General features: G+C 72.3%; 21 protein-coding genes. 9 read left to right on the forward strand and 12 right to left on the reverse strand.

The window, feature by feature from the left end:
• Window positions 1-115: 115 nt before the first annotated feature.
• The 5 genes from sucD to ACZ4YL_RS17855 form a co-directional block, all read right to left on the reverse strand.
• A complete protein-coding gene (gene sucD, locus ACZ4YL_RS17835; protein WP_189733229.1) occupies window positions 116-1,003 on the reverse strand; it encodes a succinate--CoA ligase subunit alpha in 888 nt (295 codons plus the stop codon).
• Between the two features lie 21 nt (window positions 1,004-1,024).
• Complete coding sequence (gene sucC, locus ACZ4YL_RS17840; protein ID WP_030389142.1) at window positions 1,025-2,203, reverse strand: ADP-forming succinate--CoA ligase subunit beta; 1,179 nt, start codon at window positions 2,201-2,203, stop codon at window positions 1,025-1,027.
• 280 nt (window positions 2,204-2,483) lie between these two features.
• Window positions 2,484-3,650 (reverse strand): VWA domain-containing protein, encoded by a 1,167-nt coding sequence (locus ACZ4YL_RS17845; protein WP_468117455.1) that lies wholly within the window; start codon window positions 3,648-3,650, stop codon window positions 2,484-2,486.
• Between the two features lie 110 nt (window positions 3,651-3,760).
• On the reverse strand, window positions 3,761-6,028 hold the full coding sequence (locus ACZ4YL_RS17850) for a DUF5682 family protein (RefSeq protein ID WP_468117457.1): 2,268 nt from the start codon (window positions 6,026-6,028) through the stop codon (window positions 3,761-3,763).
• Entirely contained in the window at window positions 6,025-7,131 is a 1,107-nt protein-coding gene (locus tag ACZ4YL_RS17855) for an ATP-binding protein (protein WP_030013145.1), read from the reverse strand. Before ACZ4YL_RS17855 ends, ACZ4YL_RS17850 begins: the two co-directional genes overlap by 4 nt.
• Before the next feature lie 134 nt (window positions 7,132-7,265).
• On the opposite strand from ACZ4YL_RS17855, the gene ACZ4YL_RS17860 reads away from it, so the two are divergent.
• Entirely contained in the window at window positions 7,266-8,609 is a 1,344-nt protein-coding gene (locus ACZ4YL_RS17860; RefSeq protein WP_468117459.1) for an SWIM zinc finger family protein, read from the forward strand.
• A 259-nt stretch (window positions 8,610-8,868) separates the two neighbouring features.
• Window positions 8,869-10,452, forward strand: coding sequence for a DUF5691 domain-containing protein (locus ACZ4YL_RS17865; protein ID WP_468117461.1), 1,584 nt, complete (start codon window positions 8,869-8,871; stop codon window positions 10,450-10,452).
• Between the two features lie 275 nt (window positions 10,453-10,727).
• On the opposite strand, the gene ACZ4YL_RS17870 is transcribed toward ACZ4YL_RS17865, so the two are convergent.
• Complete coding sequence (locus ACZ4YL_RS17870) at window positions 10,728-11,129, reverse strand: cobalamin B12-binding domain-containing protein (protein WP_030012651.1); 402 nt, start codon at window positions 11,127-11,129, stop codon at window positions 10,728-10,730.
• Window positions 11,130-11,303: 174 nt separating this feature from the next.
• On the opposite strand from ACZ4YL_RS17870, the gene ACZ4YL_RS17875 reads away from it, so the two are divergent.
• Together ACZ4YL_RS17875 and ACZ4YL_RS17880 are read left to right on the forward strand one after the other, a co-directional pair.
• Entirely contained in the window at window positions 11,304-12,083 is a 780-nt protein-coding gene (locus ACZ4YL_RS17875; RefSeq protein ID WP_468117463.1) for an esterase/lipase family protein, read from the forward strand.
• Between the two features lie 221 nt (window positions 12,084-12,304).
• Entirely contained in the window at window positions 12,305-13,864 is a 1,560-nt protein-coding gene (locus ACZ4YL_RS17880) for a M23 family metallopeptidase (protein WP_468117465.1), read from the forward strand.
• A 117-nt stretch (window positions 13,865-13,981) separates the two neighbouring features.
• On the opposite strand, the gene pcrA is transcribed toward ACZ4YL_RS17880, so the two are convergent.
• Window positions 13,982-16,504: a DNA helicase PcrA gene (gene pcrA / locus ACZ4YL_RS17885; RefSeq protein WP_468117467.1), complete on the reverse strand. Its 2,523-nt coding sequence runs from the start codon at window positions 16,502-16,504 to the stop codon at window positions 13,982-13,984.
• Window positions 16,488-16,838, reverse strand: coding sequence for an ArsR/SmtB family transcription factor (locus ACZ4YL_RS17890; protein ID WP_468117469.1), 351 nt, complete (start codon window positions 16,836-16,838; stop codon window positions 16,488-16,490). The genes pcrA and ACZ4YL_RS17890 overlap by 17 nt, the downstream gene beginning before the upstream one ends.
• A 119-nt stretch (window positions 16,839-16,957) precedes the next feature.
• Here ACZ4YL_RS17890 and ACZ4YL_RS17895 point away from each other — a divergent pair, with 119 nt between their 5' ends.
• The 3 genes from ACZ4YL_RS17895 (at window position 16,958) to ACZ4YL_RS17905 (ending at window position 19,478) form a co-directional block, all read left to right on the forward strand.
• Window positions 16,958-17,884, forward strand: coding sequence for an alpha/beta fold hydrolase (locus tag ACZ4YL_RS17895; RefSeq protein ID WP_468117471.1), 927 nt, complete (start codon window positions 16,958-16,960; stop codon window positions 17,882-17,884).
• 26 nt (window positions 17,885-17,910) lie between these two features.
• Window positions 17,911-18,264, forward strand: a complete 354-nt coding sequence (locus tag ACZ4YL_RS17900) for a hypothetical protein (protein WP_468117473.1) — start codon at window positions 17,911-17,913, stop codon at window positions 18,262-18,264.
• Window positions 18,265-18,407: 143 nt separating this feature from the next.
• Entirely contained in the window at window positions 18,408-19,478 is a 1,071-nt protein-coding gene (locus ACZ4YL_RS17905) for a C40 family peptidase (protein ID WP_468117475.1), read from the forward strand.
• 21 nt (window positions 19,479-19,499) lie between these two features.
• Here ACZ4YL_RS17905 and ACZ4YL_RS17910 read toward each other — a convergent pair whose 3' ends face one another.
• From ACZ4YL_RS17910 to ACZ4YL_RS17920, 3 genes are all read right to left on the reverse strand, one after another.
• Window positions 19,500-20,603 (reverse strand): alpha/beta hydrolase, encoded by a 1,104-nt coding sequence (locus tag ACZ4YL_RS17910; RefSeq protein ID WP_468117477.1) that lies wholly within the window; start codon window positions 20,601-20,603, stop codon window positions 19,500-19,502.
• Window positions 20,604-20,695: 92 nt separating this feature from the next.
• On the reverse strand, window positions 20,696-21,394 hold the full coding sequence (locus ACZ4YL_RS17915; protein ID WP_327264045.1) for a response regulator transcription factor: 699 nt from the start codon (window positions 21,392-21,394) through the stop codon (window positions 20,696-20,698).
• Window positions 21,391-22,686, reverse strand: coding sequence for an ATP-binding protein (locus ACZ4YL_RS17920; protein WP_468117478.1), 1,296 nt, complete (start codon window positions 22,684-22,686; stop codon window positions 21,391-21,393). Before ACZ4YL_RS17920 ends, ACZ4YL_RS17915 begins: the two co-directional genes overlap by 4 nt.
• Window positions 22,687-22,817: 131 nt before the next feature.
• Between ACZ4YL_RS17920 and ACZ4YL_RS17925 the strand changes: the two genes are divergently transcribed.
• Window positions 22,818-24,146 (forward strand): PspC domain-containing protein, encoded by a 1,329-nt coding sequence (locus ACZ4YL_RS17925; protein ID WP_468117480.1) that lies wholly within the window; start codon window positions 22,818-22,820, stop codon window positions 24,144-24,146.
• A complete protein-coding gene (locus tag ACZ4YL_RS17930; protein ID WP_468117482.1) occupies window positions 24,133-24,357 on the forward strand; it encodes a hypothetical protein in 225 nt (74 codons plus the stop codon). Before ACZ4YL_RS17925 ends, ACZ4YL_RS17930 begins: the two co-directional genes overlap by 14 nt.
• Here ACZ4YL_RS17930 and ACZ4YL_RS17935 read toward each other — a convergent pair.
• The gene (locus tag ACZ4YL_RS17935; protein WP_468117484.1) at window positions 24,303-24,818 is read right to left on the reverse strand and encodes a TQO small subunit DoxD; all 516 of its coding nucleotides are present in this window, start codon (window positions 24,816-24,818) and stop codon (window positions 24,303-24,305) included. The genes ACZ4YL_RS17930 and ACZ4YL_RS17935 overlap by 55 nt on opposite strands.
• Between the last annotated feature and the right edge of the window lie 8 nt (window positions 24,819-24,826).

The raw sequence follows: 24,826 nt of genomic DNA on the forward strand, positions 1-24,826 counted from the left end.
GACCAGAAACCAAGCTGAAAGAGGCAGACACAGAACAAAAAAAAAAAAAGAACCCCCCCCCCCCCCCCCCCCCCCCCCCCCCCCCCCCCCCCCCCACGCCCGTGCGATGTCGCGCTTACTTGGCGGCGAGGATCTCGCGCGCCAGCTTCGCGGTCTCGGTCGGCGTCTTGCCGACCTTCACGCCGGCGGCCTCGAGGGCCTCCTTCTTGGCCTGCGCGGTGCCGGAGGAGCCGGAGACGATGGCGCCCGCGTGGCCCATGGTCTTGCCCTCGGGGGCGGTGAAGCCCGCGACGTAGCCGACGACCGGCTTGGTGACGTTCTTCGCGATGAAGTCCGCCGCACGCTCCTCGGCGTCGCCGCCGATCTCGCCGATCATGACGATCAGCTCGGTGTCCGGGTCGGCCTCGAAGGCCTCCAGGGCGTCGATGTGCGTGGTGCCGATGACCGGGTCGCCACCGATGCCGACGGCGGAGGTGAAGCCGATGTCACGGAGCTCGTACATCATCTGGTAGGTCAGCGTGCCCGACTTGGACACGAGACCGATCTTGCCGGGCTTGGTGATGTCGCCCGGGATGATGCCGGCGTTGGACTGGCCGGGGGTGATCAGACCCGGGCAGTTCGGGCCGATGATCCGGGTCTTGTTGCCCTTGGCGGTCGCGTACGCCCAGAAGGCGGCGGAGTCGTGCACCGCGATGCCCTCGGTGATGACGACGGCCAGCGGGATCTCGGCGTCGATCGCCTCGACCACGGCGGCCTTGGCGAAGGCCGGCGGGACGAAGAGGACGGAGACGTTGGCGCCCGTCTTCTCCATCGCCTCGGCGACGGAGCCGAAGACCGGGACCTCGGTGCCGTCGAAGTCGACGGTGGTGCCGGCCTTGCGCGGGTTCACGCCGCCGACGATGTTGGTGCCGTCAGCCAGCATCAGCTTGGTGTGCTTCATGCCCGTGGCACCGGTCATGCCCTGGACGATGACCTTGCTGTCCTTGTTGAGGAAGATAGCCATGTGAGTCTGTGACCTCTGCCCTTACTTCGCAGCCGCGAGCTCGGCGGCCTTGTCGGCCGCGCCGTCCATGGTGTCCACGCGCTGGACCAGCGGGTGGTTGGCGTCCGAGAGGATCTTGCGACCCAGCTCGGCGTTGTTGCCGTCGAGACGGACGACCAGCGGCTTGGTGACCGCCTCGCCCTTGTCCGCGAGCAGCTGCAGCGCCTGGACGATGCCGTTGGCGACCTCGTCACAGGCGGTGATGCCACCGAAGACGTTGACGAAGACGGACTTGACGTCCGGGTCGCCGAGGATGATCTCGAGACCGTTGGCCATGACGGCGGCGGAGGCGCCACCGCCGATGTCCAGGAAGTTGGCGGGCTTGACGCCACCGTGGTTCTCGCCGGCGTAGGCGACGACGTCGAGGGTGCTCATGACGAGACCCGCGCCGTTGCCGATGATGCCGACCTCACCGTCGAGCTTGACGTAGTTGAGGTTCTTCGCCTTGGCGGCGGCCTCAAGCGGGTTCGCGGCCGCGTGGTCCACGAACTCCTCGTGACCCGGCTGGCGGAACTCGGCGTTCTCGTCGAGCGAGACCTTGCCGTCAAGCGCGATGACGTCGCCGTTGGCGACCTTCGCGAGCGGGTTGACCTCGACGAGGAGCGCGTCCTCGGCGATGAAGGTCGCCCACAGGGTCACGAGGACCTCGGCGACCTTCTCGGCGACCTCGGCCGGGAACTGCGCCAGCGCGACGATCTCGCGGGCCTTCTCGATGGTCACGCCCTCGTTGGCGTTCACCGGGACCTTGGCGAGCTTCTCCGGGGTCTCCTCGGCGACCTGCTCGATGTCCATGCCGCCCGCGACGGACGCCATGGCGAGGAAGGTGCGGTTGGTCCGGTCGAGGAGGTACGAGACGTAGTACTCCTCCAGGATCTCCGGAGCCGTCTCGGCGATCATCACCTTGTGGACCGTGTGGCCCTTGATGTCCATGCCGAGGATGTCCGTCGCCCGGGCGACGGCCTCGTCCGGGGTGGCGGCCAGCTTCACGCCGCCGGCCTTGCCGCGGCCGCCGACCTTCACCTGCGCCTTGACGACCGACTTGCCGCCCAGCCGCTCGGTGGCCTCGCGAGCCGCCTCAGGCGTGTCGATGACTTCACCGGCCAGCACCGGTACACCGTGCTTGGCGAAGAGGTCCCTCGCCTGGTACTCGAACAGGTCCACGCGCGTCCGTCCCTTGTCTTTTTAAAGATTCGCAGTGATTCGCGGTTGTCTGCTATCTGCGTGGGCGTGCCGCGGAGGGCAACGTGACGGCGCTGTCACAAGGAAGGCGCACACGGTGACCGTGGACGCGGCATGTCCGTCCCGCAGGTTATCCCCGAGGGACGTGGGTCCCTAAATCGCAGATCACACCTGAGCGGTGATACCTGTCACAGATCGCCTCACGGTTGAACTGGAAGTTCGTGTGATTCACCGATTCACAGCAAAGGCCGGGACGCGGCCGTCAGGGGATCGGCAGGGGGCGCTCCTCCAGTGCCGCGGCCATCACCTCCGGGAACAGGTCGGGAGTGCAGGCGAAGGCCGGCGCCCCCAGCGCCGCAAGGGCTGCGGCGTGCTCGCGGTCGTAGGCCGGGGCCCCCTCGTCGGACAGCGCCAGCAGGGTCACGAACTCGACGCCCGCCGCCTTCATCGCGGCGACCCGCTTCAGCATTTCGTTGCGGATACCGCCTTCGTAGAGATCGCTGATCAGGACGACGACGGTGTCGGCGGGCCTGGTGATCTTCGACTGGCAGTAGGCGAGAGCGCGGTTGATGTCGGTGCCACCGCCCAATTGGGTGCCGAAGAGGACGTCGACCGGGTCGTCGAGCTGGTCGGTCAGGTCGACGATCGCGGTGTCGAAGACGACCAGACGGGTGGCGATCGAGCGCATCGAGGCGAGGACCGCGCCGAAGACGGAGGCGTAGACGACGGAGGCCGCCATCGAACCCGACTGGTCGATGCAGAGGATCACCTCCTTCTTCACCGATTGCGCCGCCCGGCCGTAGCCGATCAGCCGCTCGGGGACGACGGTGCGGTACTCGGGCAGGTAGTTCTTGAGATTGGCCCGGATCGTGCGGTCCCAGTCGATGTCGTGGTGGCGCGGGCGGCTGATCCGCGCGGACCGGTCCAGGGCGCCGGTCAGCGTCGCCCGGGTGCGCGCCGCGAGCTTCTTCTCCAGCTGCTCGACGACCTTGCGGACCACGGCCCGCGCCGTCTCCTTCGTCGTCTCGGGCATCGCCTTGTTGAGGGAGAGCAGGGTGCCGACCAGGTGCACGTCGGGTTCGACGGCCTCCAGCATCTCCGGCTCCAGCAGCAGGGCGGCCAGGCCCAGCCGCTCGATGGCGTCGCGCTGCATGACCTGGACCACGGAGCTCGGGAAGTACGTACGGATGTCCCCGAGCCAGCGGGCCACGTTCGGCGCGGACCCGCCGAGCCCGGCCGACCGCGCCCCCGATGTCCTGCGGGACCCCGCCTCGCCGCCCCCGCCGTACAGCGCGCCGAGCGCGGCGTCCATCGCCGCGTCCCGCCCGGCCAGCGCGCACCCGGTGCCATCGGCCTCGCCCCCGCCGAGCACCATCCGCCACCGCCGCAGCCGCTCGCCTCCGGCCGTGCCCATGTCCGTACCGCTCATCCGTCCGTCCCCCTCCACTCGTCGTGTCCACCTGTTCCAGCTGTTTCAGCCCCGCCGGCATTTGAGGCGCGGGGGTCCGGGGGCAGCGCCCCCGGCAGCGGCGCCGCACCTCACCCGGCGAGCAACATCCGCACCAGCCCCACCACCGCGTCCGCCCGCTCCGCATCCAGCTCCGGGGCGAAGCCGTCCGGCGCCGAGCCACCGGGCACCGGCGCGGCGGAACCACCCGGCCCGCGCCGCACCAGCTCGCCCAAGGTCCGCTTCACACCCGGCTCGTACGCCCCGAACGTCCGCCGCAGCAGCGGGAGTACATCGGTGAACGCCCGCTCCGGCACCCCCACCAGCCAGGCGTCGATCAGGCCCAGCAGCCGGTCGTCGTGGACCAGCAGCGTGCCCCCGCCCGAACTCCCGCCCGCGAAGCCCTCGATCCAGCCCGCCGCGTCGGCCGGGGAGGACGCCGGGGACAGGGCGAGCCCCATCAGCCGGGCCGTCTCCTCGGCTGGCAGCCGCCCGTCGTCGAGGAGCAGCCGGGCCGCCCGGCCGCGGATCAGGCCGGGCACGGTGTCCCGGCCGGCCAGCGTGGCGAGGACCGCGGACCAGCGCTCCCGCAGCCCTTCGTCGGCGTCCGCCAGCAGGCCGATCGCCCCGTGCACCCCGTCCACGTGACCGCGCATCTCCGCCGCCGCGTCGGCGTCCAGTCCGGCCGTACAGGCCGACGGCAGCGCCACGCATATCCGCTCGGCGAGCCCGGCCGCCACGGCGCCGAGCGCCGTCGCGTCGGTGCCCCGGACGTCCCCGTACCGCAGCGAACGGGCCAAGGCCGGCAGGGCCTTGGCGAGCCGCGCCACGTCGGTGTCCAGCGCGGCCCGGTCGGCGAGGGCCCGCAGTACGGCGGGCAGCGCCTGCGCGAGCCCGGCCAGCAGGCACTGCTCGGCCAGGGCCGTGACCTCGCCCAGCTCCTCGGCCCCGGCGGCGTCCGCCTCGGCCTTGGCGGTGGCGGCCCCGAGGACGGTGGTCCCCCATATGCCGGCCTCGGCGATCCGCACCGACAGCTCCGGCTCCCACCGCAGCCGCCAGGTCTCCCGGAAGGTGCCGGTGCCGGCCCGGGAGGCGGCAGGTGTGCCCCAGCCGATGCCGAGCAGCCGCAGCCGGTGCAGCAGCAGGGACTTCGCCGTGTCGGTGTCCTTGCGCAGGTCCAGTTCCAGCTCGCGGTCCTGCGCCTCGGCCTTCAGCCGCAGCGTGCGCTGCTGTCGCGTCAGGTCGCGCTGGAGGGGTACGACGGGGGCTCCGTCCGGGACCTCACCGAGCACGTCGCCGACGACGAGCCGGTCCTCGATCAGTACGAGCGGTACGTCGGAGCCGTCACACATGACCGCCCGGACCGCTTCCAAGGTCTCCGTCAGGCCGGGCAGCGGCCGGCCCCGCATCGCGGCGAGGGTCTCGGCCAGCCGGACCGCCTCGATGACGTGCGCCGAGGAGACCTGCCGGTCCTCCTCGCGCAGCAGGCCGGCGACCTTGGTCAGCCACCGCTCGACGGGCCGGTCCCGGGCGGAGAAGAGGTGGGCGTACCAGCCGGGCGAGGTGATCCCCGCGCCGTACCCGCCGGCCCGGGCGAGCCTGCGGTGGGTCCAGGGCACCCAGGTGGTCTCCACCTTGACCTTGGGCAGGCCGCTCAGCAGGGCCTTGTCGGCGGCCACGGTGGTCCTGGCCCGCAGCGCGGGGACGTGCCAGGCTCCGCACACCACGGCGTAGGCGTCGCCGAACTCCCGGCGGGCGGCCCTCATCCGCTGGCGCATGTACGCCTCGCGCACCAGGTCGCGCTGGTGGCCCCCGTCGCCGTACGCCTCGCGCAGGGCTCCCATGGCCTCCCCGAGCGCCTCGAAGGCGCCGAGCACGTCCTCCCGTGCGCCCCCGGCGCCGCGGTGCTCGACGGCGTCCTCCCACCAGCGCTCGGGGTCGTCGTACCCGGCGGTCTCGGCCAGCACAGCCAGGGGGTCCAGCCGGACGGCGTCCGGCTCGGTCCCTTCCTGCCCCTCCCCTCCGGCGGCGAGCGAGTGCGCCGCCGGGAGGTCGATGAACCGGACCGGGACGTCGTGCTCCTGGGCCCAGCGGATGGCCACCCATTCGGGTGAGAACCCGGCCAGCGGCCAGAACGCGGCCCGGCCCGGATCGTCCGCCGCGTGCGCGAGGAGCGCGACGGGCGGCCGCATCCCCTCCTCGGCGGCGAGCGGCAGCAGCGCGTCCCCCTCGGGCGGGCCCTCGATCAGCACCGCCTCGGGCCGGGCCGCCTCCAGGGCCGCCCGGACGGCACGGGCCGAGCCGGGCCCGTGGTGCCGTACGCCCAGCAGCAGCGGGCCCTTCACCGGGCTCGGGCTCATACGGTCACCTCCCGGCAGGCCCGGTAGAAGTCCTTCCAGCCGTCGCGCTCGCGGACCACGGCCTCCAGGTACTCCTGCCAGACCACCTTGTCGGCCGCCGGGTCGCGTACCACGGCGCCGAGGATCCCGGCGGCCACGTCGGAGGGGCGCAGCACGCCGTCCCCGAAGTGGGCGGCCAGGGCCAGGCCGCCGGTGACGACGGAGATGGCCTCGGCGGTGGACAGGGTGCCGCTGGGCGACTTCACCTTCGTCCGGCCGTCGTCGGTGACGCCGTCGCGCAGCTCGCGGAAGACGGTGACCACGCGGCGGATCTCCTCCAGGCCTTCGGGCGCGGCCGGCAGGTCGAGGGCGCGGCCCATCTGGTCGACGCGGCGGGCGACGATGTCGACCTCGGCGTCGGCGGTGGCGGGCAGGGGCAGCACCACGGTGTTGAAGCGGCGGCGCAGCGCGCTGGAGAGCTCGTTCACCCCGCGGTCGCGGTCGTTGGCGGTGGCGATGAGGTTGAAGCCGCGCACGGCCTGCACCTCTTCGCCGAGCTCCGGTATCGGGAGGGTCTTCTCGGACAGGACGGTGATGAGGGTGTCCTGAACGTCGGCGGGGATGCGGGTGAGCTCCTCGACGCGGGCGGTCATGCCGTCGGCCATGGCCCGCATGACGGGGCTGGGGACGAGCGCCTCGCGGCTGGGGCCGTGGGCGAGCAGCCGGGCGTAGTTCCAGCCGTACCGGATGGCTTCCTCGGGGGTGCCCGCGGTGCCCTGGACGAGGAGGGTGGAGTCTCCGCTGACGGCGGCCGCGAGGTGTTCGGACACCCAGGTCTTGGCGGTGCCGGGGACGCCCAGCAGGAGCAGGGCGCGGTCGGTGGCCAGGGTGGTGACGGCTACTTCGACGATGCGGCGCGGCCCCACGTACTTGGGCGTGATCACCGTGCCGTCGTCGAGCGTGCCGCCGAGCAGGTACGTGGCGACGGCCCACGGGGAGAGCTTCCAGCGGGTCGGGCGGGGCCGGTCGTCGGCGGCCGCCAGGGCTTTCAGTTCGTGTGCGAAGGCGTCTTCGGCGTGCGGTCGCAGAGCCTCTGCTCGCTGCTCGTTCTCGGGCATGGTCATGGTCCCCCTCCAAAGCTCGGCAGCCGCTCCCGACTGCTGACCCCACGGTGCACCACGGCACTGACAACGGACCCTGCCGATAGCGTCGTTGCTGGTCAGAGCGATTGTCAGTGGCGGTCTCTACGGTGGTTCACATGACTGATCAGGGGGACCGCTGGACAGCGGAACAGGTACTGGATCTGGCTCCTGACGACGCCTCACGCAAGGCGGGGGGCAGACTCGGCGGGGCGGGGCCTTGGTTGCAGATCGGAGGTTCCGCTTCCGGTTCGGTGTGGGGGTTGTGCAAGGGCAGCGGCAGCAAGCCGTACCGCACGGTCGTGGACCTGACGGGCCCCGCGTACAAGTGCTCCTGCCCGAGCCGGAAGTTCCCCTGCAAGCACGCACTGGGGCTGCTGCTGCTCTGGTCGGCGGAGGGGGTCGGTGAGCCGGGCGAGGCTCCGGAGTGGGCCGCGCAGTGGCTGGCGGACCGGGCGGCCAAGGCGGCCCGGCCGCCCGGCGGGAGGGCCGCGCCGGCCGACGAGGAGGGGGCCCGGAAGCGGGCCGAGCGGCGGGCGGCGCGCGTCGGCGCGGGCGTCACCGAGCTGGAGCAGCGGCTGGCCGATCTGCTGCGCGGCGGCCTCGCGGGCCAGGAGCAGGCGGGATACGCGGGATGGGAGGAGACGGCGGCCCGCATGGTCGACGCCCAGGCACCCGGACTGGCCGGACGGGTAAGGGAGTTGGGGACGATACCCAGTTGCGGCCCCGGCTGGCCCGCCCGGATGCTGGAGGAGGCGGCGCTGCTGCACCTGCTCGACCGGGCGTGGCTGGGGGTGGCCGGGCTGCCGGAAGAGCTGGCGGCGACGGTGCGCAGCCGCGTGGGACTGCAGGCCTCCGGGGAGGGGGAGGCCGTACGGGACCGGTGGCTGGTGCTCGCCCAGTACGACACGGTGTCGCCGGACGGCCGGCTCACCACCCGCCGGATATGGCTGCGCGGGCTGGCGGGCGGGCGGCCCGCTCTGGTGCTGGACTTCGGACCGCCGGGGCGGCCACCGGGGCTTGCCCTGCCGGTGGGGCTGGTGCTGGAGGCGGAGATGCGCTTCCGGCCCGGGTCGGCGGGGCTGCGGGCGGACCTCGGTGAGAGGTTCGCGGCAGCCGTGCCGTGCGCGGAGGTTCCGGCCGGGGTGAGCACGGGGGCGGCTCTGGAGGCGTACGGGGCGGCGCTGCGGCAGGACCCGTGGCTGGAGTCCTGGCCGGTGGTGCTCGGTCCGGTGGTTCCGATACCGGGAGAGCTCGGCTGGCAGCTGGCGGACGCGGAGGGCACCTCCGCCCTGCCGGTGCCCCTCACCGGGGGCGGCGGCCGCTCCCGCGGGGGGCTGTGGCAGCTGGCGGCGTTGTCGGGCGGGGGCCCGGTGACGGTGTTCGGCGAGTGCGGCCACCGCGGCTTCACCCCTCTGACGGCCTGGCAGCCGGACTCGACCGAGCCCGTCGCCCTGTCCTGATCAGGAGCGGAAACAAGCAAACACATCGCAGGGGGCCTGGGGGGTCCTGTGCCGTCACACAGGGCGGCGAGGAGACGTACGGCGCCGGGGGGCGCCGCACGAGAAACGACGACGAGCCGGGGGGCTTGCATGAACGACAACCACGCCAGCTGAGCAGGCGGACGGGCACATCGACAGCTCCGGTCCCGCGGAGGGGGCGGGACCGGAGCCCATGACACGACCGACGACGAGCGACGACGACCGACGAGGGAGGGGCCCGATGGACAAGGCTGACGAGGGGTACGGGGAGTGGGAGGAGCTGGTCGCCGCCGCACTGCTGGGCACCGAGCGGCGCCGGGGCGGGGGTCCGGCGGGCTCACCGGAAACGCTGCTGGACGCGGCGGCCGTGCACACCGTACGGCGCCGGGCCGGGCTGCGTGCGGCCGAGGCCGGGCCGCGCCCGGAGCCCGCGCCCCGGGACCCCAGGCCGGCGCCACCGGAGGCGGCCGGCCGCAGGCTCGCGCAGTTGCTGGCCGGCCGCAGCGGCCCGGTCAACGGCGGCGGGCGGCGCGGGACCGCCCCGGACCTGACGGAGCTGCTGCCGCAGTGGCTGGCCGCCGCCGCGCGGCACGGCTACCGCTCTCCGGCCGCACTCGTACCGGCGCTGCTGGACGCGGCCCGGGCCCGTACGGACCTGCGGCCGCAGGCCCTGGCCCTGGCCGGGACGCGGGGGCTGTGGCTGGCGCGGATGAATCCGGACTGGCGGTTCGCCCTGCGCGGCGGTTCGGGCGGCGCCGGGGAACTGCCGGAGGTGACGGACCGGGCAGCGGTGGAACGGCTGTGGCAGGAGGGGCTGTTCGCGGAACGGGTGGCCCTGCTCGGGGCCGTCCGGGCCCATGAGGCGGCGGCTGCGCCGCGGCTGCTGACGACGACCTGGGCCACCGAACGGGCCGAGGACCGGCTGATGTTCCTCGATTCGCTGAGGGTGGGGCTGTCGGAGGGGGACGAGCCCTTCCTGGAGGCGGCGCTGGGTGACCGCAGCCGCAATGTCCGGGCCACGGCCGCCGAACTGCTGTCGGCGCTGCCGGCCTCGGCGCTGGCCGGGCGGATGGCGGAGCGTGCGCTGGCCTGCGTAGGCCCCGAGGGGGTGACTCCGCCGGCCGAGTGCGACGCGGGGATGCTCCGCGACGGGGTGGTCAAGCGGCCGCCCGCCGGACGCGGGGAGCGGGCCTGGTGGCTCGGCCAGTTGGTGGAGGCGGCGCCGCTGTCCTGCTGGCGGGAGCGGTTCGGGGGGCTCGGCCCGGCGCAGATAGTGGCGCTGCCGGTGGCCGCGGGCGACGGCTGGACGGAGGAGCTGCACGCAGCGTGGTGCCGGGCCGCCGTGCGCCAGCGCGACGCGCCGTGGTCGCGGGCGCTGCTCGGCCCGGCGTCCGCGCCGCCCGCGGCGGGTCCGGGCACGGCCTCGCTCGCGGAGCGGGCCAAGCTGCTGGAGACCCTCCCGCACGCGGAGCGGGCGGAGTGGGTCGCGGAGTTCATACGGGCCCACGGGCTGTCGGAGGCGTTCCAGCTGCTCGGGGTGTGCGTCGTGCCGTGGGCGGGAGCGCTGGGCCGGGCGGTCGTGGACGCGCTGGACACCGCCCGCGACGCGGGCAGCTACCCGTGGAGCTTCAGCGGGGTGATGGGCCTGGCGGAGCGCTGCCTCGATCCCGCAGAAGCGGGTCGGCTGGAAGCCCTGACCACGGCCGCGGAGGACGTGCCGGACGCGGCCCCCGGTGCGGCCGCGTACTGGGCCGAGGCGTTCCAGCGCCTCGTCTCGACCCTTCGCCTCCGCGCGGCGATGCTGGCCGAACTGGCCCCGGCTTAGGTCGTCTCTTTCGGATCTTGCCGGTTAAGCCCGCGTCGTCTGGTGCCGTGCATCGCAAGGCGGAGGGGCGCCCGAGTACTGGACGTACTTGGGTGCCCCGACAACGCGGCGAGGTGCGGTGCCAGGCGGCGCGGGTCAGGCAAGATCCGAAAGAGACGACCTAGCCCCTGCGGGGGGCTCGGCCGGGGTGATCCGAAAGCCGGGGCTCCGCCCCGAACCCCGCGCCTCAAACGCCGGCGAGGCTGGATTCACGCGAGACGGCGGACCGCCGGAGGCTACTGGCGGACGTGGGCGCGGACCCACTCCACGATGGCGGTCGTCGTCGCGCCCGGCGTGAAGATCTCGGCGACGCCCTTCTCCTTCAGAGGGGCGATGTCGTCCTCCGGGATGATGCCGCCGCCGAAGACCTTGATGTCCTCCGCGTCGCGCTCCTTGAGGAGTTCCAGCACGCGCGCGAAGAGCGTGTTGTGGGCGCCGGAGAGGATCGAGAGGCCGATGGCGTCGGCGTCCTCCTGGATGGCGGTGTCCACGATCTGCTCGGGGGTCTGGTGGAGGCCGGTGTAGATGACCTCCATGCCCGCGTCCCGCAGCGCCCGCGCGATCACCTTGGCCCCGCGGTCGTGGCCGTCGAGACCCGGCTTGGCCACCACCACACGGATCGGACCGGTCACACCCATCGCACTGCCTCCCGAGTGAACGAACGTTAAGTACAGCATCGCGCACGCCGCCGTTTCGCGGTCAATCACGAGGGGGAAATCACACGTGGGACGGCATTGCGCCACCGTGCCGACAGCCGCACGGCACGGTGGTGCGAGCGCCGCGGTCCCGCAGAGGCTCAGGGGAGGCCGTCGATGGGGCTGCTCATACCCATGTCCATGCCCTTGTCCGGTGCCGCGCTGCGGGCCGGCGCGCTTGAGGTGGTGGTGTTCGGCGGACACCTTCTGCTGTATCCCACCGGAGTGTGCCAGGAGAAGGTCACCACCCGCCCGCCCGCGACACGGCCGCCGGTCCTCCTTCTCCACGGGTTCACCGACAACCGGTCCGTCTTCGTCCTGCTGCGCCGGGCCCTCGGGGCCGGAGGCCGGCACGTGGAGGCGTACAACTACTCGCCCTTCACCCTCGATCTGCGCGTCACCGCCCGCCATCTCGCCCGGCGTGTCGAGGAGCTGTGCGAGCGCACCGGACAGGAACGGGTGGATCTGGTCGGGCACAGCCTGGGCGGTCTGGTCGGCCGGTACTACGTGCAGCGGCTCGGCGGCGACACCCGGGTCCGGACCCTCGTCACCCTCGGCACCCCGCATTCCGGCACCCGGGTCGCCCCCTTCATGGACGCGCACCCCTTGATCCGGCAGATACGCCCGGACTCCGAGGTGATCACCGAGCTCGCCGCGCCCGCGCCCGGCTGCGCCACCCGATGCGTGGCGTTCTGGAGCGAGTTCGACGCGATCATGACCCCGGTCGGGACCGCGCGGATCGAACACCCGGATCTGTGTGTGGAGAACGTGCAGGTCACCGGTATCGGACATCTCGCGCTGCCCGCCCATCCCGCCGTGATCGCGGCGGTCCGGCGCACCCTCGAAGGCCCCGGCCTGGCCGCCGTCACGGGCTCGGAGACCGCCTCCGTCGCCTAGCCGACGAGCGACCAACAGTCGAACTAATTTCGAACTCAAGGCCAAGGGTCCGCATTTCGGCGACCGAAAGACGGCCGAATGCCCGGTTCCGGAGATCTGAGGACCCGGCGAAGATTGTCGATGCGAGTAACCGCCGGGTACAGTCACGCCACTGCTCTCCTCCGGTGAACCTTGAGTTCCCGGCCACCCAGGCCCCCACTGCCGAGGCGAAAGAGAAGTTGGTGAACGACCGCCCCACGTCGGGCCAGTATCCGGATGCCGGGTACGACGGCCTTTCCACCACCGCTTTCGCTGGTGACTCGACCTACGTTTCCTATGAAACGCAGGGCCAGGGGGTCAACTACGCCGCCTACGGCTCCTACGACACCGGCGCGTACGACACCACCGCGTGGGCCTCGCAGGACAGTTACCTGTCCACGATCCCGACCCAGGCAGCCCCCGAGGACACCACCGGGAGCTGGGACGCGAGCGCCTGGAACACGCCGAGCGCGGACTACTCCGGCTACACGCAGTACCAGCAGCCCTCCTTCGGCTACGACACCTCCGGCGAGCAGACCGGGCACTGGGCGATGCCGGGCTACGGCACCATCGGCACCGAGACCGGCGCCTACGACGCCACCGCCTGGAACACCGTCACCGAGACCCCGGCCCAGCCCGAGGCCGCCTACTCGTACGAGTACCAGCCCGCGCCCGAGCCCGAGCCGCAGGAGTACACGTACCAGGCGACCTCCGTCGGCTACGCCTACGAGGCCACCCAGGCCGTCACCATCGACTCCGGGCACCAGAACGAATTCGAGACCGGTTTCGAGACCGGGGCGGACACGTACACCGAGACCGCCGTCTTCGAGTCGCTCTCCGACGAAACGCCGCAGGTCCACGAGGCTCCCGAGGCACCCGAGGTGCCCGAGGTCCACGACCTCCCCACTCAGGCGATGCCCGTGACCTCGGCTCCGCGCTCCGCGCGCCGGACCGCCGCCAAGGGCAACGGCAAGGCCGGCACCGGCGCCAAGGTGAGCAGCAGCAACGGCGCCGGCGGCAGCAGCCGTCGCCGCAACCCGGCGAAGCGTTCCGCCTTGCTGACCGTGGCCGTGCCCTCGGCCTGCGTGATGGGCGTCGCGGGTGTCGCGGCCGCCTCCGTCGGCGGCCTCACCGGCACCGACCGGCCCGCCGAGGAGCCCACCACGCTGGCCGCGCCCGACCCGGCCTCGGTGAAACCGGTCGCGGCGAACACCAAGCTCGACACCCAACTGGTCGCGCTCAGCGCCGACGCGGGCGACTTCGCGGACCGCGCGAGCCGCACGCAGGAGCGCATCGACCTGCGCGAGCGCCAGGAAGAGGAAAAGAAGAAGAAGGCGGAGGAGGCCGCGGCCAAGGAGGCCGCCCGCCCCAAGTTCGCCATCCCCGTCGAGCAGCACGGCCTGAGCGCCAACTTCGGCCAGGCCGGCGGCATGTGGATGTCGGTGCACACCGGCATCGACTTCCCGGTCTCCTACGGGACCCCGGTCATGTCGGCCACGGACGGCACCGTGCGCACGCAGTACAACAGCGCCTACGGGAACATGGCGATAGTGACCGCCCCCGACGGCACCGAGACCTGGTACTGCCACCTCAGCTCCACCAAGATCCGCGGTGGCAAGGTCAAGGCGGGCGAGGTCATCGCCTACTCGGGCAACTCCGGCAACTCCACCGGCCCGCACCTCCACTTCGAGGTCCGGCCCGGCGGCGGATCCGCGATCGACCCCCTGCCCTGGCTCCGCAGCCACGGCCTGGACCCGACGTAACCGCCCTACGCGTCCCCCGGCGCAGCAGCCCGGCGAGACCCCCGGCGCAACCGCGCCACGTCACCACTCCCGGCGTAACCGCCGCGCGGCCCGAAGGCCGCGCGGCCGCCCGCCGTCCTACAGCTTCTGCACCGGCGCGTAACGCAGCAGCAGCCGCTTGGGCTTGTCGTCCCCGAAGTCGATGGTGGCCTGCGCGTCCGCGCCCGCTCCCTTGACCTCCATGACGGTGCCGAGCCCGAACTGGTCGTGCGTGACCCGGTCCCCGACCACCAGGGCGATGACCGGCTTGTCGGCGGCCCGCCGCGTCGCGAATCCGGACGGACCCGACCTCGTACGCGACGAGGACAGGAACGCCTCCGGCGAGGTGCCGAACGTCGCCTTGCCCGATCCGGACGACGACGACCCGTACCCCGAGCTCCGCATCGGACCGGCCGGCTTCTGCGTCGCGCCCGTCCGCTTCCACTGGAGGTACTCCGCCGGAATCTCCTCCAGGAACCGTGACGGCGGGTTGTACGAGGGCGTGCCCCACGCGCTGCGCATGCTGGAGCGGGTCAGGTACAGCCGCTCGCGCGCCCGCGTGATGCCGACGTACGCGAGGCGGCGCTCCTCCTCAAGCTCCTTGGTCTGGCCCAGCGCCCGCATGTGCGGGAAGACCCCGTCCTCCATGCCGGTCAGGAAGACCACCGGGAATTCGAGGCCCTTGGCGGTGTGCAGGGTCATCAGCGTGATGACACCCGTGCCCTCGGTGTCCTCGTCCGGGATCTGGTCGGAGTCGGCGACGAGCGCGACCTGCTCCAGGAATTCGGCCAGGGTGCCAGACCCGGGAGCCGGGGCCCCGGTCTCCGCGGCCTCGGCCGCCGCGGCTTCCCGCGCCTGCTCGAACTCCAGCGCCACGGCCGCGAGCTCCTGCAGGTTCTCGATGCGCGTCTCGTCCTGCGGGTCGGTCGACGCCTGGAGTTCGGCGAGGTAGCCCGTCCGCTCCAGCACCGCTTCCAGCACCACCGCCGGGCCCGCGCCCGAGTCGACGATCGTGCGCAGCTCCTCCATCAGCACGTTGAACCGCTTCACCGCGTTGGTGGAGCGCGCGGCCATGCCGAAGGCCTCGTCCACACGGCGCAGCGCCTGCGGGAAGGTGATCTTCTCGCGCATCGCGAGGGCGTCGATCATCGCCTCGGCGCGTTCGCCGATGCCGCGCTTGGGCACGTTCAGGATGCGCCGCAGCGGGACGTTGTCCTCCGGGTTCGCCAGGACGCGCAGGTACGCGAGGACGTCGCGGACCTCCTTGCGCTCGTAGAAGCGGACGCCGCCGACGACCTTGTAGGGCAGTCCGACCCGGATGAAGATCTCCTCGAACACGCGGGACTGCGCGTTGGTCCGGTAGAAGATCGCGACGTCGCCCGCCTTGGCGTCGCCCGCGTCCGTCAGCCGGTCGATCTCGTCGGCGACGAACTGGGCCTCGTCGTGTTCGGTGTCCGCGACGTAGCCGGTGATGACGGCGCCGGTGCCGGCCTGGGTCCACAGGTTCTTGGCGCGGCGGTTCTCGTTGCGCTCGATGACCGCGTTGGCCGCGGAGAGGATCGTCTGCGTGGAGCGGTAGTTCTGCTCCAGCAGGATCGTCGTCGCGTCCTTGTAGTCCTCCTCGAACTGGAGGATGTTGCGGATGGTCGCGCCGCGGAAGGCGTAGATCGACTGGTCGGCGTCACCCACCACGCACAGCTCGGCCGGGGGCAGGTCCGGGTAGCCGGTGCCCACCAGCTCGCGCACCAGCGTGTACTGGGCGTGGTTGGTGTCCTGGTACTCGTCGACGAGGACGTGCCGGAAGCGGCGCCGGTAGTGCTCGGCGACATCAGGGAAGGCCTGGAGCAGGTGGACCGTGGTCATGATGATGTCGTCGAAGTCGAGGGCGTTGGCCTCGCGCAGCCGCCCCTGGTACATCGCGTACGCCTGAGCGAGGGTCTTCTCGAAACCGTCCACCGCCTGGTCGGCGAAGGCTTCCTCGTCGATCAGCTCGTTCTTCAGGTTCGAGATCTTGGCGTTGAAGGCCTTCGGCGGGAACTTCTTCGGGTCCAGGTCCAGGTCGCGGCAGACGAGCGCCATCAGGCGCTTCGAATCGGCCGCGTCGTAGATCGAGAACGAGGAGGTGAAGCCGAGCCGCTTGGACTCGCGGCGCAGGATGCGCACGCACGCGCTGTGGAAGGTGGAGACCCACATGGCGTTCGCGCGCGGGCCGACCAGGCCCTCGACGCGCTCCTTCATCTCACCGGCGGCCTTGTTGGTGAAGGTGATCGCCAGGATCTGGCCGGGGTGGACGTTCCGCGCGGACAGCAGGTGTCCGATGCGGTGGGTCAGCACCCGGGTCTTGCCGGAGCCGGCGCCGGCCACGATGAGCAGCGGCGATCCCGCGTGCACCACGGCCGCGCGCTGCTCCTCGTTGAGCCCGTCCAGGAGCGTCGCCGGGTCGATGACGGGCCTGGGGGCGCCGTCCCGGTAGTACGCGTCCCCGCTCATGGGTACGTCGAACCGCCCCCCGAAGAGATCGTCCGCGCCCGCTTCGGGGGCGGCGTGGTCCTCGGGTGGCGGCGGGACCTCGTCGGAGGGGGTGAGGTCCGCCAGGAAACTGTCGTCAAAGAGGCTGCTCATCGCATTCCGAGTCTAGGGGGCGGGACCGACAGGCCAGCACGAGTTCGAGCAGACCGGGGAATCGGAGCTCCAGGTCATCGCGGCGCAGCGCGAGGAAGAGCTTGCGGCCCTGGGGACGCTGACAGATCACGCCGCTCTCGCGCAGCGTCTTGAGGTGGTGCGTGACGCTGGAGCGGGGCAGGTCGGGGACGACCTCGCCGCAGAACGCCTCCTCGCCGGAGGACAGCTTGCGGACGATCTCCAGCCGGACGGGATGTCCGAGCGCCGCCAGGACCTCGACCAGCTCGATGCGGTCGGCGGCGGGGTGGGTCGGCTCGGCGGCGGCAGCAGGCATGACCCCACTGTACGCAGATCTCGTACGGACATTGCCAAACCGTTCGAAGATCTCGTACAGTCCACTCATCCAACCGTACGAGATTCTCGAACGATGAACGCCGCCAGGACGGACCCGCCATGCCCCAGCCCGCCACCACCCAGCCCGCCTCCACCCCGCTCGCCACCGCCCCGCTCGACGACGCCGCCCTGGCCGCCTCCCTCGACGGGGGCTTCACCAGCCACCACGCCGAGGTCAACGGCACCCGGCTGCACTACGTGGAGGGCGGCAGCGGCGAGCCGCTCGTCCTCCTCGGCGGCTGGCCGCAGACCTGGTGGCAGTGGCACAAGGTGCTGCCGGCCCTGGCCCGCCGGTACCGGGTGATCGCCGTCGACCTGCGCGGCATGGGCGGCTCCGCCAAGCCCGCCGCCGGCTACGACAAGAAGACGATGGCCGCCGACGTCCACGCCCTCCTCGGGCACCTCTCGATCGGGTCGGCGCACTTCGCCGGGCACGACATCGGCGCGATGGTCGCCTACGCCCACGCCGCCAACCATCCGGACGCCACCCGCCGGCTCGCCCTCCTCGACGTCTCGCACCCCGAGGAGGCCTGGGCGCAGATGCCCCTGCTGCCCCGCCCCGGGCTCCGCCATCTGTGGTGGTTCGCCTTCAACCAGGTGCCGGGCCTGCCCGAGCAGCTCCTCGCCGGCCGCTACCGCGTGCTGCTGGACTGGCTGTTCGCGGCCATGACCGCCGACCCCGCCGCCATCGACGACCACTCCCGCGCGGTGTACGCCCGCGCGTACGACTCCCCGGACGCGATCCGGGCCGGCAACGCGTGGTACCAGGCCTTCCGCCAGGACATCGACGACCTCGCCGGCTACTCCCCCGTGACCACCCCGCTGCTCGCGCTCGGCGGCGAGCACAGCAACTACGAACGCCTGCTCGCCGCGGTCCCGGCGCTCGGCACCGACACCCGGGTCGTCCGCGTCGACGGCAGCGGCCACTACCTCCCGGAGGAGCGGCCGGAGGTCGTCACGGCCGAACTGACCCGCTTCTTCGGCTGACCGGGCCGCCTCGTACGCTCGACGCCATGGACGTACTCATCGATGTCTTCGTCGGCCTGCACATCATCGGAATAGCCTCGCTCCTCGGCGGCTTCCTGACCCAGATGAAGGCGATGAGCGCGGGCACCGCCCGTTTCACGCCCGCCATGCTGCACGGCGCGCTCACCATGCTCGTCACCGGCGTACTGCTGGTCGGCTTCAACCAGATGGCCGGGGACCCCGTCAACAACGTCAAGGTCGGCGTGAAGCTCGCGATCCTCTTCGTGATCCTCTGCCTCGTCTACGTCAAGCGCGACGAGGAGCGCGTGGACAAGGCGCTGTTCGGCGCGGTCGGCGGGCTGACCGTGATCAACATCTTCATCGCCGTTCTCTGGCACTGACCCACACCGGAACGATCCGCTCCGGTCTTCGGCGGCCAGCTCCGGTCGTATCGAGCCACTTACGATCATCTCGTCATCCGCCCGTTACCTCCGGGTCTAGCGTCCTCCTCCAAGCACCGACAGAGGAAGGACGTGAGGCCCTCGTGGCCAGTCATCGAAAGCCCAGGCAGCGCCCGCTCTCCGGCGGCCCGGCACGGACGACCGCCGCCACCCTCGCCCTCGCGGGCGCTGCCACCGCCACCGTCTTCGAAGGCACCTCCCAGGCCGACCCCCGGCCCACCCCCGCGCAGATCAAGTCGGAGGTGGACCGGCTCTACGAGGAGGCCGAGGCGGCGACCGAGCAGTACAACGGGGCGAAGGAACAGGCGGACGAGGCCGAACGCGCGCTGACCGGACTGCGCGAGGAGACCGCCCGCAAGACCGACCAGCTCAACACCGCCCGCAGCGCACTCGGAACGCTCGCCGCCTCCCAGTACCGCAGCGGGTCCCTGGGCACCGCCGTCCAGCTCGCACTGGCCTCCGACCCGCAGGAGTACCTCTCCCAGGCCTCCTTCATCGCCCGCGCCGGGGACCGCAACGCCGCCGGGGTCACCACCGTGCGCCGCCGGCTCGACGAGGTCGGCAAGCTCCGCGAGCAGGCCGCCGGGCGGCTCGCCGACCTCCGCTCCCGGCAGGACGAACTCGCCGGGCACAAGGCCGTGATCGAGAAGAAGCTCACCGCCGCCAAGAACCTGCTGGCCCGGCTCACCGCCGAGGAGCGGGCCGCCTACGAGGCCCGGTCGCCCGGCGGACCGGCCGCCGCACCCGCCGGATCCGCCGGATCCGCCGCGTCCAAGGGCAGCACGCCCCCGCCCCCGGCCGACGGTTCGCGCGCGGCCCGCGCCGTGGCCTTCGCGTACGGGGCGATCGGCAAGCCGTACGTCTGGGGCGCGACGGGCCCGGGTTCCTTCGACTGCTCCGGCCTGACCCAGGCGGCCTGGCGCTCGGCCGGAGTCTCCCTGCCCCGCACCACCTACACCCAGATCAACGCCGGCCGGCGCGTGTCCCGCGACCAGCTGGCCCCCGGCGACCTGGTGTTCTTCTACTCCGGGGTCACCCACGTCGGCCTCTACGTCGGCAACGGCCAGATGGTCCACGCCCCGCGCCCCGGGTCGACGGTCCGGCTGGCGCCGATCGACTCGATGCCCTGGGCCGGCGCCTCCCGCCCCGCGTGACCCCTTCGGGCCCGGCGCGGGCTACGGGGCCTTGACCACGCCGCTCAGCCAGGCGAAGGTCTGCGGCAGCTGCTTGGACCACGATTCGAGGTTGTGCCCGCCGACGACCTTCTCCGCGTGCACCACGGTCGGGCTTTTGGCGATCGCCTTGAGGTCCGTGCCGGAGAGGTAGCCGTCCTGCTCGGCCCCCGACATCCACAGCGCCACCGGCGGCGGGGTGGGCGCGGCCTGGAGCCAGTTCTTCAGGTTGTGCGTACGGCGCAGTTCGGGGTCCTTGGCGACCAGCGACGAGGGCTCCTGCCCCGGGTCGTTGTAGCCGGACAGGGAGACGGCCGCGCTGTAGCGGTCGGGGTGGGCGATCGCGAGCTTGGCGGCGCAGTAGGCGCCGGCCGAGTAGCCGGCCACACCCCAGGTGCGGGCCTCGTCCGAGGCCCGGAAGTTGTCGACGACCATCTTGCGGACGTCGACGCTGAACCAGCTGTCCGCGTTGACCTTGCCAGGGAGGTTGGCGCAGCCGGTGTCGCCGTTGCCGAGGAGCATGGCGCGCGGCGAGACCAGGATGAACGGCTGCACCTTGCCGCTCTTCATCAGCGGCTCCAGCACCTCGTGCGCCTTGAGCCCCTGGAACCAGGACTTCCCCGTCCCCGGTATGCCCGGTATCAGCTCGACCACCGGGAACTTCTTGTCCTTGTAGGCCGGGTCGTCGTACTGCGGCGGCAGCCACACCATGACGTCGCCCTTGACCCCGGAGATCTTGCCGTCGAGCTCGGTCTTCTTGACCCGACCGCCCAGCCCGTCCACCGGCTGGAACTCCTGCTTGACCTTCGGCGCCTCTTCGACCTTCTTGCCGCCGAGCCCGTCCGGGCCGAGGTCGGGGGCTGCCGTGACGTACTTGCCGGTGCCGAGCAGGTCGCTCCAGGAGGCATAGAAGTGTTCGGCCCGGTTGACCGCGACGAACACCACGGCGACGGCTGTGACCTGGGCGAACACCACCATCAGTGCGCGCAGGGCGGTGCGTACGGCGGCCGGGCCGCGCACCTTGCCCCACACGGCCAGCGGAAGGACGACGGCGATCACCGTCAGGGCGATCACCGTCGCGAAGAAAGGTGTACCGGTCAAGCTCATCACGTCAGCCTAGAGGGCGGCGTGCACGCTCCCGGTTGCCAGGTCGGCCTGCGGCGTGGGTCACACCGCAGGCCGGACGTCGGACCCGGGTCTCAGACCAGGCGGCGGGCCGTCGCCCAGCGGGTCAGTTCGTGCCGGTTGGAGAGCTGGAGCTTGCGCAGGACGGCCGAGACGTGCGACTCGACCGTCTTCACCGAGATGAAGAGCTGCTTGGCGATCTCCTTGTACGCGTACCCGCGCGCGATCAGCCGCAGCACCTCGCGTTCGCGCTGCGTGAGCCGGTCCAGGTCCTCGTCGACCGGCGGCGCGTCCGTCGAGGCGAACGCGTCGAGCACGAAGCCCGCCAGCCGCGGCGAGAACACCGCGTCCCCGTCCTGTACACGGAAGACCGAGTCCACCAGGTCGGTGCCGGTGATGGTCTTGGTGACGTAGCCGCGCGCACCGCCCCGGATGACCCCGATGACGTCCTCGGCCGCGTCCGACACCGACAGCGCCAGGAACCGCACCGGGTTCTCGGCCGCCGCCATCAGCGGGGCGCAGCGCCGCAGCACCTCGACGCCGCCGCCGCCGGGCAGGTGCACGTCGAGCAGGACCACCTCGGGCCGGGTGGCGGTGATGACGGTGACGGCCTGGTCGACGTCGGCCGCCTCGCCGACGACCTCGACGCCCGTGCGTTCGGTCTCGCCGATCTCGGCCTGCACCCCCGTGCGGAACATCCTGTGGTCGTCGACGAGCACCACCCGGACGCGCCTGGTCTCCCCCGCGCCTGCGTTCTCTCCGGCCTCGGTCATGCTGTGTTCGCCGCCCTCTCCATCTCCAGCTCGACTTCCGTGCCGCCGTCGGGCGCGGACCGCAGCCGTGCGGTCCCGCCGTTGCGCTGCATCCGGCCGATGATCGATTCTCGTACGCCCATGCGGTCGCCGGGTACCGCGTCGATGTCGAATCCCGGCCCCCGGTCCCGTACGGACACGAACACCGTCTGCCCCTCCACCTCCGCGTACACCTGTACGGGCCCGCCGTCGCCACCGTACTTGGCGGCGTTGACCATCGCCTCGCGCGCGGCCTGGATCTGTGCCGCCAGCCGCTCGTCGAGCGGGCAGTCACCGACGACCACGACCTCGATCGGGACGCCGTGGTGGTCCTCCACCTCGGCGGCGGTCTTCTTCACGGCCTCCGCGAGGGTGGCCGGCTCCTCCGCCTCGTCCTTGCCGGTGCCCTCGGGCTTGTAGAGCCAGTTCCGCAGTTCGCGTTCCTGGGCCCGCGCGAGGCGGCGTACCTCGCCCACGTCCTCCGCGTTGCGCTGGATCAGGGTGAGGGTGTGCAGCACCGAGTCGTGCACGTGGGCGGCGACCTCGGCGCGCTCCTGGGCGCGGATGCGCATCAGGCGTTCCTCGGACAGGTCCTGGGTCATCCGGATCAGCCAGGGTCCGGCGAGCAGGGCCACGCCGACGAGGACGGCGAGGGTGGCGGTGAGGACGTTGCCGAGCTGTGCGGCGGAGCCCCGTACGACGATGAAGACGGTCAGGCCCACCCCGACCAGGACGACGCCGGCGAGGGCCCGCGCGACCTGGAAGAGGCGTCCGCGCCGTTCGGCTGCCGTGGACCAGTGGGCGCGGCGGGCGTTGTCGGCCTGCCGCCATACGAGCACGACCCCGGCCCCGACCAGCAGCGTCGGCCACACGTACCGGCCGGACGCGCCGCCGAGCTGGACCTTGGAGATGAAGATGCCCGCGCCGATGAACAGGGCGATCAGTGCGGTGATCTGCCCCCGGTCGGGTTTGCGCAGCCGGCGGGTGCCGTCGGGGAGGGTGTCGAAGAAGGAGCGGTGTCCGCTCCGGCCACCGACGCCGAGCGGTACGAAGACCCAGAACGCGGCGTACAGCAGCACGCCCAGCCCGTCGCCCCACATGAACAGCAGCAGGAAGGCAAGCCGGACCCAGCCCACGGGCAGCCCGAGGTGCCCGGCGAGACCGCGCGCGACACCGCCGAGCATCCGGCCGTCGGCGCTGCGGTAGAGCTTGCGCTGCGGGACCTCGTCGGCGTCCGGTGCGTGCGGGGTTCGGGGAGCGGCGGCTACGGGCATGTCACCAAGGGTCACACGCCCGGCGGGGGCCGGTCATCAGGGCATCCCCCCACATCTGCCGGGGGGATATCAGGGTTGCACCAGGGTAGGGCCGGATGCCGCGCGCTCCGGCGGGCCGTCACCATGGACCCATGACCGAAGTACACGACGCCCCGCCGGCCGAGCCCGGGGCCCCGCGCGCCGCCGACGCCAGGCCGCCCCTGCGCCGCAGCAAGCGCGACAAGGTCCTCGCGGGCGTGTGCGGCGGCCTCGGCCGGTACTTCGACCTGGACCCGGTGGTCTTCCGCATCGTCCTCGGTGTCCTCGCGGTCACCGGCGGCGTCGGTCTGATCTTCTACGGCTTCGCGTGGCTGCTGCTCCCGCAGGAGGGCGAGGAGGACAGCGAGGCGAAGAAACTGCTGACCGGCCGGGTCGAGGGGGCCACGCTGGCGGCGGTGTTCGCCGCGCTCGTGGGCTGCGCGCTGTTCCTGTCGATGCTGGACAACGGCGGGCTGGCGGCCTTCTCGGTGCTGGTCGTCCTCGCGCTGGGCGGGGCCTCGTACTGGTCGCAGCGCAAGCGGCACACCTACCGGCCCGAGGCGCAGGCGGCGCCCGACCCGGCCGGCAGCGCCTCCCGCGCCGCGCACTCGCCGGCCCCGCCGGAGACGCAGGCGCCGCCCACCCCCGGCGGCCCGTCCTGGTGGCGGGACCCGCTGGTCAAGGACGGTACGACCGGCCCGGTCGGCGGGACGGGATACCTGTGGGGGCCCGACGACCCGGCGGACCCGGTGGTGACCGGCCGCACCCCGGCGGCGGCCGCGAAGCCGCCCGCCGCCCCGGCCCGCCCGCGCGGCGGCATCGGCGGCCGGGTCTTCGTACTGGCGCTGCTGGCCGGTGTCGCGGGGACCGCCGCCACCTGGGAGGGCAACCCGCTCGGCGAGGCCCTGCAGACCGGGCTCGCCGCCGCCCTGGTCGTCTTCGGTCTGGGCCTCGCGGTCAGCTCCCTGCTGGGACGCACCGGCTTCGGCACGATCGTGCTGGCCGTGTTCACCGCGGGCCTGCTCGCGGGCGCGGCCGTACTCCCACGGGAGATCGGCACGGACTGGCGGGAGGTCGAATGGCGTCCGGCCGCGGTGGCCGACGTGAAGCCCGTGTACGAGGCGGGTACCGGGCTCGCCACGCTGGATCTGAGCCGCCTGGACGTGCCGAAGGGCACCACCGTGTCCGTCGGGGCGTCCATCGACGCGGGCCGGCTCAAGGTGGTCCTGCCGCGGGAGGTCACCGCGCAGGCCGATGTCACCATCCGGCGCCTGGGCGACGTACAGATGCCCGGGGACCGCGCGGACCGGATCGAGCGGGTCGGAGAGCAGAACCGTACGGAAACCCTCGCGCCGGCGGCCGGCACCGAGGCCGGCGGGACGATCGAACTGCACCTCAGTGCGGACTTCGGACAGGTGGAGGTGGCCCGTGCGGCGTCATGAGTTCCAGCCGGGACGGCTGATCGCGGGGCTGGCCCTGGTGGTGGCGGGCGTGCTCTACCTGCTCAAGACCACCGGCGAGGCGGACCTGCCCTGGTTCGCGGTCATCCCGATCACCGTGGGCGGGCTCACGCTCGCCGCGCTGGTCGGGCTGGTGACCTACGCCGTACGCCGGGACCGGCGCGACCGGATCACCGAGTCCAGCGACAGGTAGGGCGCCCCGGCGAGGATCAGCGGGGTCCACGCCATCAGGTAGATCAGGTCGTTGCCGTAGTAGTACGGGGTCACCGCCCACGACACCGTGATCCACAGGCTGAGCGCGATCAGCGCCCCGCCGACGGCCGCGATACGGGTCAGCAGGCCGGCCAGGGCCCCGAGGCCGACCAGGATCTCCCCGATGGCCAGGGCGACGGCGAAGCCGACGGGCGAGTTCAGCGACAGGTCCACGAGGCCGGGGATCGCGGAGGTGTCGCGCACCCCGCGCATCTGGTCGCCGATGGAGCCGTCGCCGGAGGCGGCGAGGAACGCCGGGTCGGTCAGTTTGTCGAGACCGGCGTACACGAAGGTCACGCCGAGGAAGAGCCGCAGGGGCAGCAGCGCGTGCCGGGAGGCCAGCTCGCGCAGGCCCACGGCCTCGCGAGGGGCGTCGGTCTCAAGAACATCGGTTCGGTTCACGGAACATG

Source organism: Streptomyces sp. NPDC030021, from assembly GCF_055574035.1.